Source organism: Streptomyces sp. CRN 30, from assembly GCF_034105845.1.
Genome location: NZ_JAVRHI010000153.1, coordinates 1 through 16,787 on the forward strand (window position 1 = coordinate 1; position 16,787 = coordinate 16,787).

Sequence of the window (16,787 nt, forward strand, 5' to 3'; positions counted from 1 at the left end):
CCAGTTCCCGGTAGGTCCAGGTGCGCCGCTCGGGTGCGGGGTCGACCAGGGCGGTCCGGTCGGGGTGGGCGGCGGCGCGCTCGCGCAGCATGCCGCCGAAGGTCTCCCCGCGCCAGTAGCCGGCGGCGCGGTAGCGCTCGGTGAACTCGGCCGGCCAGGCCGGCGCGTCCACCCCGGGGGTGAGCGCGTCCACGGCGGAGGAAGGGGCTGACGTCGGGTCGAAGGTCACGGCGGGACTCCCCCTGGCGACTTAGGCGAGCCTCACCATAGCCTCAGGGGGAGTCCGGGGACCAGAGGTGCCGGCGCGACGGCCCCGGCGGGTCAACCCTGGCCGGAACAGGCCGGGTTCAGCAGCACCGCCATCAGCGCCACGTCGTCGCTGCCGTCCGGCCGCAGCCGGTCGAGCAGCAGCGCGCACGCCTCCTCCGGGTCCGCCGGCACCTCGGAGACCACCGTGGCGAGGGTGTCCAGGGAGTTCTGGAGATCCTCGAAGCGCCGCTCGATCAGCCCGTCCGTGACCAGCAGCAGCATCGATCCCGGCCGGGCCGTGATCTCCCGGGCGGACGGCTGCGGAAGACCGAGCCCCAGCAGCGGACCGTGCTCGTGCACATAGGCGGCCGGGCCGTCCGGGTCACGCAGCAGCGGCGGCAGATGGCCCGCGTTGGCGATGTGCAGGACGTCCGTCTCCGACTCGATGAGGACGACGCACAGCGTGACCGTCGCCCCGGGCTCCACCGACCGCAGCAGATGGTCGAGCCGGGTGAGGATCGCCACCGGCGGATGCCCCTCCACGGCGTAGGCGCGCAGCGCGTGGCGCACCTGGCCCATCACCATGGCCGCGTCCAGCGAGTGCCCGGCGACGTCCCCGACGGCCACCACCAGCCCGGCGGGCGTGCTGATCGCCTCGTAGAAGTCCCCGCCGATCTCCGTGCGTTCGCTGGCGGGCAGGTAGCGCACGGCCAGTTCGGCGCGGGGCGTCTCGGGGAGGCTCTCCGGCAGGAAGCTGCGCTGGAGGGTCAGGGCGAGGGCGTGCTCCTCGCTGTAGCTGCGCAGCGCGTCCAGCGCCAGCGTCCCGGCCTGGGTGAGCTGCGCCAGCAACTGCTCGTCCTCCGCCGTCGTCACCGCGTCCACGGGCGTGAGCACGGCGACCGGCGGCCGGCCCGCCTTGGCGTGGCCGACGACCGTCCGCCGCCGCGTCGGGTCCTTCAGCCGCGGCGGCAGACAGGGCAGTTCGGGCGCGGACGGCTCCGCCCGCTCACCGGGACCGCGCCGCGGTGACCAGGCCGGGACGGAGTGCACCTCGGGTGCCACGGGCCGCTCCGCGCCGTCCGGGTCCTGCCAGGTGTGGGCGACCAGCGGAGTGCCCTGCGGGGTGGTGAGGAACACCGCCACCTCGCACCGGAAGATGGCCGCCGCGCCCTCGGCCACCACCCTGGCCAGGTCGTACCCGTCGGCGGCGCTGTACAGCGCGAGGGTGACGCGGTTGAGCAGGTGCAGCCGGTCCGCGAGCAGTTCGGCGCGGCGCCTGGCCCGCGCGTAACGCAGGGTGGCGGTGACCGTCGCGAGCAGTTCGGTGGGGGCGATGGGCTCGACGAGGTAGGCGTCGGCCCCCCGGTACAGCCCCTGCGCCCGGTCGTCGACGGTGATGGCGGAGGCGGAGATGTTGATGACCGGCACGCCGGCGGTGGCCGGGTCGTTCTTGATGTGCTCGCACACCTCGAACCCGGTCATGTCCGGCAGCCGTACGTCGATGATCGCGATCTCCGGCAACGGGCCGGGACCGGCGAGCAGTTCGAGGGCGCGGGTGCCGTCCTCCGCCTCGGTGACCCGGTGTCCGGCCCGGCGCAGGGTCGTGCTCAGCACGTACCGGTTGGTGGGGGCGTCGTCCACCACCAGGATGTGCGCCGGACTGTGATCGATGTCGGACGGGTGCATCATCGACGTTCCTCGGGCCTCGACGACAACGGAGAAGGGGGAGACGACAGCGGAGAGGGAGCGGACGGCAACGCGGGAGGGGCGTCGGAAGACGTGGGCCGCGGGCGGCCGAGGGCCGAGGCCAGCTCCGCGGAGGTGAGACGGGACTTGTTCAGCACGGCACGGGCGCGGGCGAGGCGCGAGCGGTCCACCTCGGGGGCCTCCAGCGCGGTCAGGACGACGACCGGGACACCCGCCGTCGCCGGGTTCTCGCCCAGCAGCCGGTGCACCTCGTACCCGTCCGTCCCCGGCATGTGCAGGTCGAGGAAGACGGCGTCCGGCTGTTCCCGCTCCACGGTGGCGACCGCCCGGCCGCTCTCGGTGAGCACGGTCACGGACTCGGCGAGTCTCTCCAGCATCGGCCGCACCCCGGCGAGGAACCGCTCGTCGTCGTCGACGATGACCACGGACCGCGCGAGCGGACGCGGGGCCGCGGCCGGGTCCGGCTCGGCGGCCGCGGGCCGTGCGGTGCGCGCCGGGATCTCGATGACCACCTGGGTGCCGTGGTCGAGTCGGCTGTCCAGGGTCAGCCGGCCCTCCAGCAGCTCCGTCAGCCTGCGGGCGTACGGCAGCCCCAGGCCGGTACCGGCCCGGCCCCGCTGGTGCGGTCCCCGCACCTGGTAGAACTCCTCGAAGACCCGCTCCAGCTCGTCGGTCGGTATACCGACGCCGGTGTCGCTGATCCGGAAGACGAAACGGGCGTCGTCCCCCTCGCCGTCCTCGGTGACCTCCAGCGTCACCGTGCCCTCGACCGTGAACTTCAGGGCGTTGGACAGCACGTTGCGCAGGACGCGGGTCAGCATGACCTCGTCGGTGACCAGCGGACCGTGCTGGGTGTGGTCCGGTATGAGCAGCTCCACACCGGGCCGCGCCGTGCCCAGCAGCGTGCCGCGCAGCTGGTGCAGCAGCGCCCGCAGATCGGTCTCGGCGGGATGCGGCTCCAGCCGGCCGGACTCCGCCTTCGCCACGTCGAGCAACTCGTCGACCAGCGCCAGCAGGGTGCTGCCGGACGCCTGGACCAGCGCCACCTGCTGACGCTGCTCGTCGGTCAGCGGGTCCCCGCCGGGGTCGAGGAGCAGCCGGGCCAGGGCGATGACCGAGTTGACCGGCGAGCGCAGCTCATGACTGACGTTGGCCCAGAACCTGGTCCTGTACTCGTGCGCCAGCTCCAGCTGCCGGGTCTTGTCCTCCAGCTCCGCGTAGAGCGCGACGACCCCGCTGTTGGTCTCCTCCAGCTCGCTCGCCAGTTCGGAGTAGAGCGCCATGACCCCGGAGTTGGTCTCCTCCAGCTCGGCGTTGAGCCGCTGCAGTTCGTCCTGCTGGTGCTGCGACTCCTCCAGTGCCACCAGCAACTGCCGGTTCTGGGTCCGCAGCGCCTCGACCAGGTCGGCGGCCGTGCCCGCCCCGACGAGGGCGCCGCGGAGGTCGGCGGCCAGGGCGGCGGCCGAGCCCGGCTGGGCGGAGGTGCGCTGTGCGAGGACCAGTTCGTGACCGGTGTCGTCCCCGGAGAGCAGCCGGCTGTGGTCCAGGAGACGGTTGGCGGCGGTCAGCAGGGACGGCGGCGGCCGGTCGCCCGCGCGCCAGCGGAAGCGCACGGCCAGCAGAACAGGGTCCGACTCGATCAGACAGAGCTGCGCGGTGAGGCCGGGGACACCCATGAGATGGGTGCCGGCCTCGCTGACCACGGTGGTCAGCCGTACCAGGGAGCCGCCCGCCAGACCCGCCGCGCGGCACGCCGACTGCGTGGAGCGGCGCAGCGTGACCACGTCGTCCTCCGCGCGGAGGACGACGGTGGCCAGCTCGGTCACGGCCGGCCCGGCGGTCATGGCCGCCCGTGCACGGCCACGACGATTCCGGCGTCGTCCCGGCGGATCGCGGCCTGGTTGAGGAGCTGTCCGGCGAGCAGTGAGGGGTCCTGGCCGAACAGCCCGGGGAAGTCGGCGGGCTTCCAACGGTCGCTGAGCCCGTCGGAGTGCATGATCAGGGCGGCCCCCACCGGGAACGCCGCCTCGAAGGTACGGGGGCGGGGCAGCTGCACCCCGACGATCCCCGGCATGGACAGCAGCCTGGTGGACGCGTCCCCGGCGCCGACCAGCGCCGCGATATTGCCGGCGCCGCTCAGCCGTATCCGCTGGGCGTCGAGGTCGACCGCCGCGACGGCCACGGCCGCGCCGCGGGTGCCGCGCAGCCCCAGATGCACGTCGTGGAGCACGGCCGCGGGCTCCGTGTGCCGGCTGTCCCGGAACGCCGCCCTGGCCAGCTCGGCGACCCGGGCCGCCAGCGGTCCGTGGCCGAGGCCGTCGCACATCAGCAGCAGGGTGCCGGGGCCGTCGCCCTCGGTCGTGCGCACCGCCCAGGTGTCGCCGCAGACCTGCTCGCCGCCGATCGGCCGGGTCAGGCCGCCGGTCTCCACCGGGCCGGGCACCGGCACCGGCTCGTCCGCCCAGAAACGCGCGTAGACGACCGTGCCCCGGCCCCGCAGGGTGTGCACGCCGAAGGAGTCGGCGAGCCGCCCCACGGCGCCGAGTCCGATGCCGAGGGTGCCCGATCCGGAGGTGCCGTCGCGCAGCGCCCGGCCGACGTCGTCGATGCCGGGGCCGTTGTCGAGGGACAGGCACTCGACGGCGGCCCGGCCGCGCGAGCGCAGCACCCGGAGGGCGAGGGACCCGTCGTCGGCGTGTTTGAGGAGGTTGGTCGCCAGCTCCGTCACGCACAGCTCGACGCGGGCGACCCGCTCCTCGGGCAGGCCGAGACCGCGGGCCAGCTGACCCGCCTCACGGCGCGCGGCGGCGGCCAGCGCGACGTCCGCGCGGAGCCAGCGGACGTCGCCGGCCTCCGTGACGAGGGTGCCGTTCACCGGCCCCACTTCACAATGCGCACCGTGGTGCCCTCCGGCCCCGACGCGATGTCGAACTCGTCGACGAGCCGCTTGGCGCCGCTGAGCCCCAGCCCCATGCCGTTGCCCGACGTCCAGCCGTCCGTCAGCGCCAGCTCGATGTCGCGTATGCCGGGGCCCTGGTCCTTGAACTCCACGAAGATGCCGGTGCGGCCGTTCTCGGTGACCGTCACCGTGCGCACGACGCCGCCGCCGCCGTAGACCAGCATGTTGCGGCCCAGCTCACTGGCGGCCGTGACGAGCTTCGTCTGGTGCACCAGCGACAGACCGGTGCGCTGCGCGAGCGTCCGGACCACGTGCCGGGCCGTGACGACGTCGCTGCTGTTGGCGACCGGGACGGTCTCGGCCGAGGCACTCGCGGTGTCGTAGTCCTTCATGCGCGGCCCGCGCTGATACGCCGTAGCAGCTTCAGCCCGCGCTCCAGGTTGAGGGCGGTACGCACCCCGTTCAGGGACAGACCCAGCTCGACCAGGGTCATGGCGACCGCGGGCCGCATACCCACGACGATCGTCTCGGCACCCAGCAGCCGGGACATGGAGGCGTTGGTGGCCAGCATGCGCCCCACGAAGGAGTCGACGATCTCCAGCGCCGAGATGTCGATCACGACACCCTTGGCACCGGTCGCGACGATCTGGTTCGACAGGTCTTCCTGCAGGTCCAGGACCATCTGGTCCTCCAGGTCGGTCTGGATGGAGACCAGGAGGGTGGAACCGATCTTGAGGATGGGTACGCGGTCGATCACAGCAGGCCACCCTGCGCGTCGTCCTCGGCTTCCTTGGCGACTTCCTTGAGCGCCTGGCGCAGGGCGTCCGACAGGGAGGCGTTGGTGGGGATGTCGCCGAACTCGATACCGAGGGCCACGATGGTCTGCGCGATCTGCGGGCGGATGCCCGAGATGATGCACTGCGCGCCCATCATGCGGGCCGCGACGACCGTCTTCAGCAGGTGCTGGGCGACCTGGGTGTCCACCGTCGGCACGCCGGTGATGTCGATGATGGCGTGCGTGGAGTCGCTCTCCACCAGGGTCTGGAGCAGCTTCTCCATGACGACCTGGGTACGGGCCGAGTCCAGCGTGCCCACCAGCGGCACGCCGACGACGCCCTCCCACAGCTTCACCACGGGCGTCGACAGCTCCAGGAGCTGCTCCGCCTGGGAGGAGATGATCTCCTCGCGGGTACGGACGTACGCCTCCGTCGTCAGCAGGCCCAGGTCGTCGAGGATCCGGGAGAACCGCAGGTACGCGCGGACGCTCGCCTCGTCGCCGGAGAGGGACGGCTCCAGCACCTCCTTGAGGGCGAAGACGCTGCGCGCGGTCTCGGTGGGGGTGAACCCCTGCCGGGCCCGGTTGCGGGACAGCTCGATGAGCAGGCTCCGCACCTCGCCGAAGGACTCGTCGCCGCCGTTCAGCCCGCCGGCCGCGATCGCCTGCACGACGGCCTCGTACAGTTCGCCCAGCTCACGGCCGAGCTCGGTCGTGCTCAGCCGGCCCTGCAGGTCGGCGGTGACCGTCCTCGTCCACTGCGTGAGGTACGTGTCCCGCTCTCTGGTCAGAGCATCGACCAGCAGTTGTGAATTGCTCTCAATCGCCACGTTGTCCCCACCAAAATTCTGATCGAATATGCTATGGAGACAATACGGCACTCCGTCCGGTTGCTACCGACCGGTCACCCGGCCCGCGAGGGCCGGGCCACGAGTGTGCCTCCGGGCTGCCTCCGGCCTCCTGCCCCGTCGTCGGTCCCGTACCCGTCGTCCCGGCGAGGCTGTCGCACCCTACAGGGGAAGCGGGCCGGAACGCCCAGTAGCCTTTCGGCGTGACGCAGCACCACCCCGGGACCGACGAGCACCGCCCCGCCAACCGAGGGCCCGCGGCCGCTCCCCGCAACCGCGCGGCGCTGATCGCCGCCGCACGGGAGATCTTCGCCGAGGACGGCCTGGACGCCCCGCTCTCCGCCATCGCCCGGCGGGCCGGGGTCGGGCAGGGGGTGCTCTACCGGCACTTCCCCGACCGGGCCGCCGTGGCGGCCGCCGTCCTGGAGGAGAACGTCCGGCAGATCGAACAGGCGGCCGCCGCCGAGGACGCGACCCTCGCCGGCGTGCTCGGCGTCGTCTCCTGGCATCTGACGGAGTCGGCGGCCTTCATCAGCCTGCTGCACGCCGGCGCGGCCGACCGGCGCTCCGGCGCCCACGCGTACGCCCGTGCCCTGTCCGAACGCGTCGAGCGCGTGCTGCGCGCCCGTGTCCCGGCCGGACACCGGCTGGCCGGGGCCGACGACCTGATGCTCGCCGTCGCCATGGTCTCCGGCGCCGTCACCGGCCCCACCCGCGAGGAGCGCGAACGCCGGGTGCTGGCGGCCTGGCGACTGCTCGCGGTCGAGGTGGGACCGGTACGGCCCTTCACCGGCTGAGCCCGGTGAATCCATTGAGCCCGGTGGGCTCGGTGGGTCTGGTGGGTCTGGTGAGCCCGGTGGGTCCGGTGGGTCCGGTGGGTCCGGTGAGCCCGGTGGGCCCGGTGAGTCCGGTGAGGCGGGTCAGCCGCCGTTGGACTGGCGGATGCCCTCGCCGAGCGCCTCGAACGTGAACAGGTAGCCGCCCGCGGGTCCGCTCACGGTCATGTACGCGGTGGTCCCGCCGGGCGTGATCGCCACGTTGGTCGCCGACTCCAGCCCCTCGGCGGCGCGCGCGGGCACCTCGACGGTCGCCAGGCGCTCGCCGGTACGGCTGTAGACAGCCATCGCGGGCCGGCCGTGCAGCGCCTGGTACAGGTTGCCGTCCGCGTCGACGGCGATCGAGTCGGTCTGCGCGACGCCGCCGTCCACGCGTACGGCGGTGTGCGGCGCGGTCACCCCGCCCCGTCCGTCGAGCGGCAGGTAGTTGATCCGGTTCCGGGTCAGCTCGCTGTACCAGAGCCCGCCGAAGTCCACGTCGAACGCTATGCCGTTGGTCGCGGCCAGCCCGTCGACCAGGACGCTCGCCTCCTTCCCCGAGCGGTCGATCCGCACCACCCGGCCCTCGGCCTTCCCCTCGGTCAGACCGCGCGAGTCGCTGACGTAGAGGTCGCCCGTCTCGTCGAAGGCGATGTCGTCGGGGTTCATCGGGGCGCCGTCCACGTCACCGGAGAAGAAGACCCGCCGGTCGCCGCCGTCCGGGGCGAGGCTGACGATCTCGCCGTGCGCGTAGTCGGTGAGGTAGAGCCGTCCGTCGTACGGGCTGAACTGCGACGAGGTGTACGCGCCCCGGTCGTCGGTGTGCAGCGTCCGCGCCTTCTTCCGGTCGAGGTCGACCCGGAGGACCTTCGGCGCGCCGGCGGGCGCGGTGACGTCGACGACCGTCAGCCGGCCCGCGTCGTCGAGGACGGGTCCCTCCAGGAGGGTGGAGCCGGTCTGCTCGTGGGGGGTCGTCAGCCGCATCACCTGGTGGGCGCGCACGGTCCTCTCCGCGCCGGTGCCCGCCGTCCCGGTACCGGTCGCGGTGGTCTGGGTGCCGCACGCGGTGAGCGTGAGGGCGCCGGCCGTGGTGAGCAGGGCAAGGGCGCGGATCGGGAGTCGTCGCATGGGGGCCTCTTCCTGTCGGGTGCGGGGGCGGTGGCACGCCCCCGGACAGGGCGCGCCACCTAACCGGACAGCGCTGTCCGGTAGTTGCTACGGTAGTGGACGACCGTCACGGACGAGGCCGGTGGCACGGCTCCCGGCCCACAGGATCGAGGTCCCCCCACATGACGACCCCTCAGCTGCCCTCCGCCGCCGAACTCGCCGCCCTGAGAGACCGCTACCGGCTCGAACGCGAGCGGCGCGTACGGCCCGACGGCGCGGCCCAGTACCTGCCCGCGGAGGCGGAGTTCGGCTACTACGCCGCCGACCCGTACGCCGAGGGACCGGACGAGCGGGAGCCGCTCGCCGACACCGTGGACGTCGCCGTCGTCGGCGGCGGGTTCGGCGGCATCCTCGCCGGCGCGCGGCTGCGGCAGCGGGGTGTCGAGCGCGTCCGGATCGTCGAGAAGGGCGCCGACTTCGGCGGCACCTGGTACTGGAACCGCTACCCCGGCATCCACTGCGACATCGAGGCCCACGTCTACCTGCCGATGCTCGACGAGACCGGCTACGTGCCGGAGTGGAAGTACGCGCCGGGCGAGGAGATCCGGCGCCACGCGGTGCGCATCGCGGAGCGGTACGGCCTCTACCGCGACTCCTTGTTCCGTACCGCCGTCACCGCACTGACGTGGGACGAGACCACCGAGACCTGGCTCGTGGCCACCGACCGGGGCGACGCCTTCCGGGCCACCTACGTCGTCACCGCCACCGGCACCCTCTCGGAGCCGAAGCTTCCCGGCATACCCGGCATCGAGGAGTTCCGCGGCCACACCTTCCACACCTCGCGGTGGGACTACGCCTACACCGGCGGCACCCCGGACGGCGGCCTCACCGGACTCGCCGACAAGCGCGTCGGCATCGTCGGCACCGGCGCCACCGGCGTCCAGGTCGTCCCGAAGCTGGCCGAGGACGCCGGGCACGTCTACGTCTTCCAGCGCACCCCGTCCAGCGTCGATGTCCGCGGCAACCGCCGCACGGGGCCCGAGGACGTCGGCGCCGAGCGGCCCGGCTGGGCCCGCGCGCGCCGCGAGAACTTCCTGCGCGTCGTCTCCGGCGAACAGGCCGACGAGGACCTCGTGGCGGACCGCTGGACCTCCTCGGCGGGACTGCTGGAGAAGCTGCTGCCGAGCTTCCGGCGGCACGGCGACCGCGAGACCTTCGAGACCGCGTACGAGGCGGCCGACGCCGCCAAGATGAACGAACTGCGCGCCCGGGTCGAGGAGACGGTCACCGACCCGGAGACCGCCGGGAAGCTCAAGCCCTGGTACCGCTACGCCTGCAAGCGGCCGACCTTCTCCGACCTGTACCTCCCGGCGTTCAACCGGGACAACGTCACCCTGGTCGACACCGCGGACAGCCACGGCATCGAACGCGTCACCCCGACCGGCGTGGTCGTCGACGGCACCGAGTACGAACTGGACTGCCTGATCTTCGCCACCGGCTTCTCCGTGGGCGTCTCCGGCATCTCCTCGGGCAAGCTGCCGGTGTACGGCCGCGGCGGTACCCAACTGCTGCACGCCTGGGCCGCCGAGGGGCCGCGCACCCTGCACGGCTTCGCCGGTCACGGCTTCCCCAACCTGCTGCACATGGGGTCGCTGCACAACGCCAGCAGCGTCAACTTCACCCATGTCCTGGACGAACAGGCCGTGCACGCCGCCGCGCTCGTCGCGGCCGCCGAGGACAAGGGCGCGCTCGTCGAGCCGTCCAGGGAGGCCGAGGACGGCTGGCTCGCGGTCCTGGCGGAGGGCGCGGCCGACCACGAGTGGTTCCACGCGGAGTGCACTCCCGGCTACTACAACCGCGAGGGCCGCGGCCGGCCCAACGGCCCGACCGCGTACCCGCACGGCGCCGTCGCCTTCCACGAGTTTCTCGCCCGCTGGCGCGAGGAGTCACTGAGCGAGATCCTCCACCCCAAGAACACAGACTGACGCCTGCGCCCCCCTCTGCACCGGGCCCCCGGACCAGCGGGGGCCCGGTGCAGAGGGGGGCGCCGGGCGGGGCCTGCTGGTTCGGGGCCGCCGGGCGGGGCCGCTGGTCCGGGCCCGCCGGTCCGGGGCCGCCGGTCCGAGCCCGCCGGTCCGGGCCTGCCGGGCGGGTTCCCCGGACCGGGGCCCGCCGAGCGGTGGCCTCCGCGCCGGGGCGGTCACCGGTGTCCGTCCCGGGAGTACCGACCGACGGTCTCCGCCCCGGGGGCGCCGGGCAGCGTGTCCGGCGTGGGGATGGCGGTCGGTGTCTCCCGGTCAGGGATGGCGGCCGGCGCGTCTCCCGGTCAGGGGCATGGCCGGGGAGGCTCGCCCCGCAGGTGGTGGCTAGCGGTCGATCGCCAGTGTCGCGAACGTCGCCAGCCAGTGGTCGGTGGTGAAGTCGCCGCGTTCCACGGCGGGCAGGCCCGCCGCGAGGTGCGCCTGTGCCGCCCCGGCCAGCCGGGCGCGGACCGCACCCTCGGGCAGGGCGTCCGCGATGTTCCGCAGCGCGGCCGCCCGGCTCAGCGCGAGGCCCAGCAGATGGCCGATCTGCGGGTCGGCGTGGTCGGAGACGACCGGCACCTCCAGCAGCGCGCAGGGCGCCCCCGAGCCCAGCGCGGGCAGGAAGCGGTCGAGCCACACCGCGAACTCCTTCCTCGGCAGCACCCGGCGCACCGCGTCGGCCTCGCTCAGCGCAGGGGAGAGGAAGTCCTGCCCGGACGGCTCCCAGTGGGCCGGGGCGTCGTGGTCCGCGCCGAACCAGCCGAGCAGCCGCTCCCGCACGGCCCGGTCGGTCGCCGCCGACAGCACACCCGAGTCGAGCGCGAGGCCCAGCGCGAAGGCGCTGTTGGGATGGTTGCCGTGGCGCACCGGATACGTCGCCCTGGGCAGCCAGCCGGCCAGCAGGTCGTCGACGGCCGCGACGGCCGGCTCCAGCGCCTCCGCCCAGCGCAGCCCCGCCGGACCCTCGTACGCCCGGCACTCGGCGGCCAGCGCCAGCAGCCACGCCCAGCCGTAGGGCCGTTCGAAGGAGGGCCGCGCGCGGAGATAGGCGGCCTCGACGTCGAGGTGGGCGGGGGTGAGGTGGCGGTCGAGCGCGGCGTGGAACGGGCCGGTCTCCACGAGCGCCGGAGAGCCGCCGTACCGGCGCAGCAGCCGGACCAGCAGCCAGTGCATGTGCACCGAGGAGTGCCAGTCGTAGGCGCCGTAGAAAGCCGGGTGCAGGGAGCGGGGTGTCCGGTCCTCGCCGGGGGAGCCGATCAGGTGGGCGGGGAAGTTGGGGTACTCGCGGGTGATGTTGGCGAGCGCGAGCCGGGCGAACGGATCCGCGTAGGCGCTGAGCGGCATCAGTGGGTGGCTCCTTCGGTGACCTTGAGGTCCTGTCCGGCCGGGGTCGCGGCGGCGGCGGTGAGCAGCGCGCGCAGCCCGTGCGCGACGGTGGCGGGCGGCAGGGCCGGGGCGCCGCCGTCGGTGACCTGCTCCGGTGCCCACGGGACGTGGACGAACCCGCCCCGTACCCGCGGGAACTCGGTGGCGATGAGGTGGCCGAGACCGTAGGCGACGTGGTTGCAGACGAAGGTGCCGGCGGTGTTCGAGACGGCGGCCGGCACCCCGGCCGCGCGCATCGCCGCGACACAGGTCTTCACCGGCAGGGTGGAGAAGTAGGCGGCGGGGCCGCCGGGGACCACCGGTTCGTCGACGGGCTGCCGGCCCGCGTTGTCGGGTATGCGGGCGTCGTCGACGTTGACGCCGACGCGTTCGACGGTGACGCCGGGGCGGCCGCCCGCCTGGCCCAGGCAGAGCACCAGGTCGGGGGCGTGCGCCCGGACGGCCTCGCGCAGCACGGTCAGCGACTCGCCGAAGACGCAGGGCAGTTCGACGGCGGTGACGGCGAGCCCGGCGGGCGGGTCGCCGGCCACCAGGGACGCCGCCTGCCAGGACGGGTTCACGCGCTCGCCGCCGAAGGGGGCGAAGCCGGTGAGGAGGACGCGGGTCACGGCACTTCCTTCCACGGGGGTGACCAGGGGGTGGCCAGAGGGGGTGGCCAGAGGGGGTAGCCGGGGGATGTCGCGCGGGCTCAGAAGGCGAAGACCGCCATGATCACGGTGCAGCAGCCGAGCAGCGCGATGCCGGTGGGCAGCTGGGCCTTGATCGGTCCGTACTGGTCCTTCAGTTCGAGCAGGGTGGCCGGGACGATGTTGAAGTTGGCGGCCATCGGCGTGCAGAGCGTGCCGGCGAACCCGGCGAGCATGCCGATCGCGAGGACGGCGGGCTCGTTGCCGTGCATCTGCTGGATGAGGACCGGCCAGCCGATCGCCGCGGTCATCACGGGGAACGCGGCGAAGGCGTTGCCCATGATCACGGTGAACAGGAACATGCCGACGCAGTACGCGATCACCGCGAGGTACTTGGAGTCGTCGGGCAGCACGTTGTCGACGATGTCGCCGACCTCGGTACCGACACCCGCCGCGGCGAAGATCGAGCCGAGCACCGCCAGGAGCTGGGGGAGCAGCAGGGCGGAGCCCATCGCCTCCAGCATGGAGCGGCCGGAGTGGAGCGGGACGGAGACCTTCTTCTCGCCGGTGATCAGCATGCCGACGACGAGCGCGCAGACACAGCCGAGGCCGAGGCCGAGGAGGGTGGCCTTGCCCGTCTCGAAGAGGCCGGACTCGTCCAGTACGGAGGCGCAGACGATGGCGACGAGCGGGATCGTCAGCGCCGGGACGAAGATCTTGTTGCCGAGCCGGGCGGCGGACGCCTCGCGCTGCTCGGCGGTGGTGGTGACGGGCACGCCCTTGCCGAGGAAGTTGAAGCCGGCCAGGACGATCAGGGCGAGGACCGCGACGCCGAGCGGTTCGGCGGGCAGGGTCCAGCCACCGTTGTCCGCGGTGGCGTTGGCGACCCCGGTGCCGTAGGGGAAGGTGAGCCCGAGCAGGCCCCAGAACGCGGCGGACGTCCACCGCTTGGGGTTGGTGCGGTCCATGGCCATCTGCGCGGCCATGACGACGAAGACGAGGCCTATCAGCCAGTAGAGCCACTCGACCTTGATCACTTCTCGGCCCCCTTCTCGGCCGCCTTCTCGGGCAGCGGCAGGTCGTGCTCGGCGGAGGCGAGCGCCATCTCGCGCTCCAGCTGCCTGTCCATGAGCAGCAGCCGCGCGCCGTGGATGACGAAGGCGCACACGGCCAGCGGGATCGCCCACAGGGCGAGCTGGGTGGGCTCGATGTCCTGGTGGTACGTGGAGTTCACGAAGCCCGTGATCAGCAGGATGGAGCCGATCGCGATGAAGCAGTCCTCACCGAAGAAGACACCCACGGTGTCGGCGGACGCCGAGTAGGAGCGGACCTTCTCGCGCCACCGCTCGTTCAGCTTCCTGCCCGTCGAGCGCTCGGCGGCGGCCTCGGCCATGGGGGCCACCAGCGGGCGCACGGTCTGTGCCGGGCCGCCGATGCTGTTCAGGCCGAACGCGGCGGTGACCTGCCGGACCAGCAGGTACACGGTGAGGAACCGGCCGGCGCTCAGCCTGCCGAGCCTGCCGATGAGGTTGCGGGCCTGCTCGCGCAGGCCGTAGCGCTCCAGCAGGCCGATCACCGGGAGCACGATGGCGTAGACGGTGACCGAGCGGCTGTCGGCGAAGGACCGGCCGAAGGCCGCGAGGACCTCCAGGGGGTCCATCCTGCCGAGCAGGCCGGTGACGATACCGGCGACGCCCACCACGAGGACGGGATTGCGGCGCGTGACGAATCCGAGGATCACCACGACCACACCGAGAAGAACGATCATGCGGGGGCCTTCTTCAGGCGGGAGGGGGACAGGGCGCCGGAGACACAGGGGAAGCGGTGGCTCCGGTTCCATGGCAGATGCACGGACCTTAGGTGATCGTTGAACGATAGAACAAGGGGGGAAGCCTTGTGGGATTGTTCAACGATCGTCTACGTTCAGAGGGTGATCGACCTCAACGCGGACCTGGGTGAGGGCTTCGGCCGCTGGACCCTCACCGACGACGACGCCCTGCTGTCCGTCGTCACCAGCGCCAACGTCGCCTGCGGCTTCCACGCCGGTGACCCCTCGGTGATGCGGCGCGTCTGCGACCGCGCCGCCGAGCGCGGGGTACGGATCGGGGCCCAGGTCTCCTACCGCGACCTCGCCGGCTTCGGACGCCGCGCCATGGACGTGCCCGCCGGTGAACTGGCGGCCGAGGTGGCCTACCAGATCGGCGCGCTGCGGGTCTTCGCGGAGGCGGCCGGCGCCGAGGTGGCGTACGTCAAGCCGCACGGCGCCCTGTACAACCGCACCGTCCACGACGACACGCAGGCCCGTGCCGTGGTGGACGGCGTCCGGCTCGCCGGCGGCGACCTCCCCGTGCTCGGGCTGCCCGGCTCCCGGCTGCTCGCGGCCACCCGCGACGCGGGGCTCACCGGCGTCCCCGAGGCGTTCGCGGACCGCGCCTACACCCCCGAGGGCACGCTCGTGCCGCGCCGTGAGCCCGGCTCCGTCGTCGAGGACACGGACACCGTCGTACGGCGGGCGCTCGCCTTCGCGGTGGACGGCTCGGTCGAGGCGGTGGACGGGACGACCGTCGCGGTCGCCGCCCGTTCCCTGTGCGTGCACGGCGACACCCCGGGCGCGGCCCGGACCGCGGCCCGGGTGCGGCAGGCGCTGGCGGACGCCGGGGTCGAGGTCGGGGCGTTCGCATGACGGCCGGTCCGCTCCTCACCGCTCGTCCCGCCGGACGCCACGCGCTCCTGGTGGAACTGCCCGACGCCGAGCGCACCTCCGCCTTCCACGCCGAACTGCTGCGGCGGCGCGCCGCCGGGACGCTGCCGCCGGTCGAGGAGATCGTGCCCGGCGCGACCACCGTTTTGCTGGACGGCGTGCCCGACCCCGACGCGCTCGCCCGCCGCCTCGCCGACTGGACGGTGGTCCCCGAGGCCGCCGACGACGGCGACGTGGTGGAGATCCCCGTCCGCTACGACGGCCCGGACCTGGCCGACGTGGCCGCGCTGTGGGGCGTCGCCCCGGGGGAGGCCGCCGCCCGCCACGCCGCCCTCACCTACCGCGTCGCGTTCTGCGGGTTCGCCCCCGGCTTCGGCTACCTCACCGGGCTCCCCCCGGAACTCCACGTACCCCGCCGCGCCACCCCGCGCACCCGCGTCCCGGCCGGCGCGGTCGCGCTCGCCGGCCCGTACAGCGCGGTCTACCCGCGTTCCACCCCGGGCGGCTGGCAACTGATCGGCACCATGCCCGACCCGGGTCCGCTGTGGGACCCGGCCCGGTCGAACGCGGCGCTGCTGACCCCCGGTACCCGGGTGCGCTTCGTTCCTGCGGACACCGACGGTGCCGGTTCCGGTGCTCCGGCAGCGGGAGGTGCGGCATGAACATGCCCGGTTCGTCGTGGTTGCTCGCGCAGTTCCCCGCGCCCCTTGAGGGGCGCGGGGAACAGCGCCGAGGTCCCGTTCCCGCGGGAGGCGCCGCATGACCAAGCTCACTGTCGTCCGTGCCGGGGCGCTCAGCACCGTCCAGGACGCGGGGCGGCGCGGACACGCCCACCTGGGGGTGCCGCGCTCCGGCGCCCTGGACGCGCCCGCGATGCGGCTCGCCAACCGGCTGCTCGGCAACGCGCCCGGCACAGCCGTCCTGGAGACCACCCTGACCGGCTGCGCCCTCAGACCCGACCGCGCCGTCACCGTCGTGGCCGGCGGCGCGCCCTGCCCGGTGACGGTCGACGGCCGTCCCGCGGCCTGGGGGGCGCCGGTGCGCGTACCGGCGGGCGCGGTCCTCGACGTGGGGACGGTGACCTCGGGCGTACGGTCCTACGTGGCCGTCGCCGGTGGCGTCGCCGTCGAACCGGTCCTCGGGAGCCGCTCCACGGACCTGCTCTCCGGACTGGGCCCGGCGCCCCTGCGCGACGGGGACGTCCTCCCGGTGGGCCCGCCCGGCCGCCGCCCGGCGCCGCCCGCCGCCGCCCCGTGGCCGGCCCCGCCCGCCGAACTGATCCTCCCCGTACGCCTCGGACCGCGCGCCGACTGGTTCGCCCCGTCGGCCCTGACCGCCCTCACCTCGGTCACCTACCGGGTCTCCCCGCACAGCAACCGCATCGGGCTGCGTACGGAGGGGCCGGCGCTGGAGCGGGCGTCCACGGAGGAACTGCCCAGCGAGGGCATGGTCCTCGGCGCCGTCCAGGTCCCGCCGGACGGACGCCCCGTGGTGTTCCTGCACGACCACCCGACGACCGGCGGCTACCCGGTCATCGCGGTCGTCGCGGAGCCCGCCCTCGCGGCGGCGGCCCAGGCGGCGGTCGGTACACCGCTGCGGTTCGTGCCGGGCCGGGGCCACCGGTCCGTTTGATGCGCGGGTGGTCCCGTG

At 73.7% G+C, this 16,787-nt stretch carries 16 protein-coding genes and 1 pseudogene; 5 read left to right on the forward strand and 12 right to left on the reverse strand.

Translation table 11 applies throughout. The annotated features are described in order from the left end of the window. The 7 genes and pseudogenes from entE to UW392_RS14460 all read right to left on the reverse strand — a co-directional run. Positions 1-229 (reverse strand): annotated as a pseudogene (gene entE / locus UW392_RS14430) (2,3-dihydroxybenzoate-AMP ligase); the annotation flags it as partial. Between the two features lie 92 nt (positions 230-321). Continuing rightward, positions 322-1,938 (reverse strand): fused response regulator/phosphatase, encoded by a 1,617-nt coding sequence (locus UW392_RS14435; protein ID WP_320775370.1) that lies wholly within the window; start codon positions 1,936-1,938, stop codon positions 322-324. Next, positions 1,935-3,800 carry an ATP-binding protein gene (locus UW392_RS14440; protein WP_320775371.1) on the reverse strand — a complete coding sequence of 622 codons (1,866 nt, stop codon included), beginning with the start codon at positions 3,798-3,800 and terminating at the stop codon, positions 1,935-1,937. Before UW392_RS14440 ends, UW392_RS14435 begins: the two co-directional genes overlap by 4 nt. Then, complete coding sequence (locus tag UW392_RS14445; RefSeq protein WP_414496124.1) at positions 3,797-4,840, reverse strand: ATP-binding SpoIIE family protein phosphatase; 1,044 nt, start codon at positions 4,838-4,840, stop codon at positions 3,797-3,799. The genes UW392_RS14440 and UW392_RS14445 overlap by 4 nt, the downstream gene beginning before the upstream one ends. Further along, the gene (locus UW392_RS14450; protein ID WP_320775373.1) at positions 4,828-5,247 is read right to left on the reverse strand and encodes an anti-sigma regulatory factor; all 420 of its coding nucleotides are present in this window, start codon (positions 5,245-5,247) and stop codon (positions 4,828-4,830) included. The genes UW392_RS14445 and UW392_RS14450 overlap by 13 nt, the downstream gene beginning before the upstream one ends. Next, the gene (locus tag UW392_RS14455; protein ID WP_320775374.1) at positions 5,244-5,612 is read right to left on the reverse strand and encodes an STAS domain-containing protein; all 369 of its coding nucleotides are present in this window, start codon (positions 5,610-5,612) and stop codon (positions 5,244-5,246) included. Before UW392_RS14455 ends, UW392_RS14450 begins: the two co-directional genes overlap by 4 nt. Beyond that, positions 5,609-6,460, reverse strand: a complete 852-nt coding sequence (locus UW392_RS14460; protein WP_320775375.1) for an STAS domain-containing protein — start codon at positions 6,458-6,460, stop codon at positions 5,609-5,611. The genes UW392_RS14455 and UW392_RS14460 overlap by 4 nt, the downstream gene beginning before the upstream one ends. A 221-nt stretch (positions 6,461-6,681) precedes the next feature. Between UW392_RS14460 and UW392_RS14465 the strand changes: the two genes are divergently transcribed. Next, on the forward strand, positions 6,682-7,275 hold the full coding sequence (locus UW392_RS14465; protein WP_320775376.1) for a helix-turn-helix domain-containing protein: 594 nt from the start codon (positions 6,682-6,684) through the stop codon (positions 7,273-7,275). A gap of 123 nt (positions 7,276-7,398) precedes the next feature. Here UW392_RS14465 and UW392_RS14470 read toward each other — a convergent pair whose 3' ends face one another. Next, positions 7,399-8,421, reverse strand: a complete 1,023-nt coding sequence (locus tag UW392_RS14470; RefSeq protein WP_320775377.1) for an SMP-30/gluconolactonase/LRE family protein — start codon at positions 8,419-8,421, stop codon at positions 7,399-7,401. A gap of 161 nt (positions 8,422-8,582) precedes the next feature. On the opposite strand from UW392_RS14470, the gene UW392_RS14475 reads away from it, so the two are divergent. Next, positions 8,583-10,385 carry an NAD(P)/FAD-dependent oxidoreductase gene (locus tag UW392_RS14475; RefSeq protein WP_320775378.1) on the forward strand — a complete coding sequence of 601 codons (1,803 nt, stop codon included), beginning with the start codon at positions 8,583-8,585 and terminating at the stop codon, positions 10,383-10,385. Positions 10,386-10,766: 381 nt separating this feature from the next. Here UW392_RS14475 and UW392_RS14480 read toward each other — a convergent pair whose 3' ends face one another. The 4 genes from UW392_RS14480 to UW392_RS14495 form a co-directional block, all read right to left on the reverse strand. Further along, positions 10,767-11,768, reverse strand: a complete 1,002-nt coding sequence (locus tag UW392_RS14480; protein ID WP_320775379.1) for a DUF2891 domain-containing protein — start codon at positions 11,766-11,768, stop codon at positions 10,767-10,769. Then, positions 11,768-12,418 carry a pyroglutamyl-peptidase I gene (gene pcp, locus UW392_RS14485; protein ID WP_320775380.1) on the reverse strand — a complete coding sequence of 217 codons (651 nt, stop codon included), beginning with the start codon at positions 12,416-12,418 and terminating at the stop codon, positions 11,768-11,770. Before pcp ends, UW392_RS14480 begins: the two co-directional genes overlap by 1 nt. A gap of 80 nt (positions 12,419-12,498) precedes the next feature. Beyond that, positions 12,499-13,473 carry a DUF979 domain-containing protein gene (locus UW392_RS14490; protein WP_320775381.1) on the reverse strand — a complete coding sequence of 325 codons (975 nt, stop codon included), beginning with the start codon at positions 13,471-13,473 and terminating at the stop codon, positions 12,499-12,501. After that, on the reverse strand, positions 13,470-14,204 hold the full coding sequence (locus UW392_RS14495) for a DUF969 domain-containing protein (RefSeq protein WP_320775382.1): 735 nt from the start codon (positions 14,202-14,204) through the stop codon (positions 13,470-13,472). The genes UW392_RS14490 and UW392_RS14495 overlap by 4 nt, the downstream gene beginning before the upstream one ends. Positions 14,205-14,366: 162 nt before the next feature. Here UW392_RS14495 and UW392_RS14500 point away from each other — a divergent pair, with 162 nt between their 5' ends. The 3 genes from UW392_RS14500 (at position 14,367) to UW392_RS14510 (ending at position 16,769) form a co-directional block, all read left to right on the forward strand. Then, a complete protein-coding gene (locus tag UW392_RS14500; RefSeq protein ID WP_320775383.1) occupies positions 14,367-15,119 on the forward strand; it encodes a 5-oxoprolinase subunit PxpA in 753 nt (250 codons plus the stop codon). Continuing rightward, the gene (locus tag UW392_RS14505) at positions 15,116-15,799 is read left to right on the forward strand and encodes an allophanate hydrolase subunit 1 (protein ID WP_320775384.1); all 684 of its coding nucleotides are present in this window, start codon (positions 15,116-15,118) and stop codon (positions 15,797-15,799) included. Before UW392_RS14500 ends, UW392_RS14505 begins: the two co-directional genes overlap by 4 nt. Positions 15,800-15,896: 97 nt before the next feature. Then, positions 15,897-16,769, forward strand: a complete 873-nt coding sequence (locus UW392_RS14510) for a biotin-dependent carboxyltransferase family protein (protein ID WP_320775385.1) — start codon at positions 15,897-15,899, stop codon at positions 16,767-16,769. Positions 16,770-16,787 lie beyond the last annotated feature (18 nt).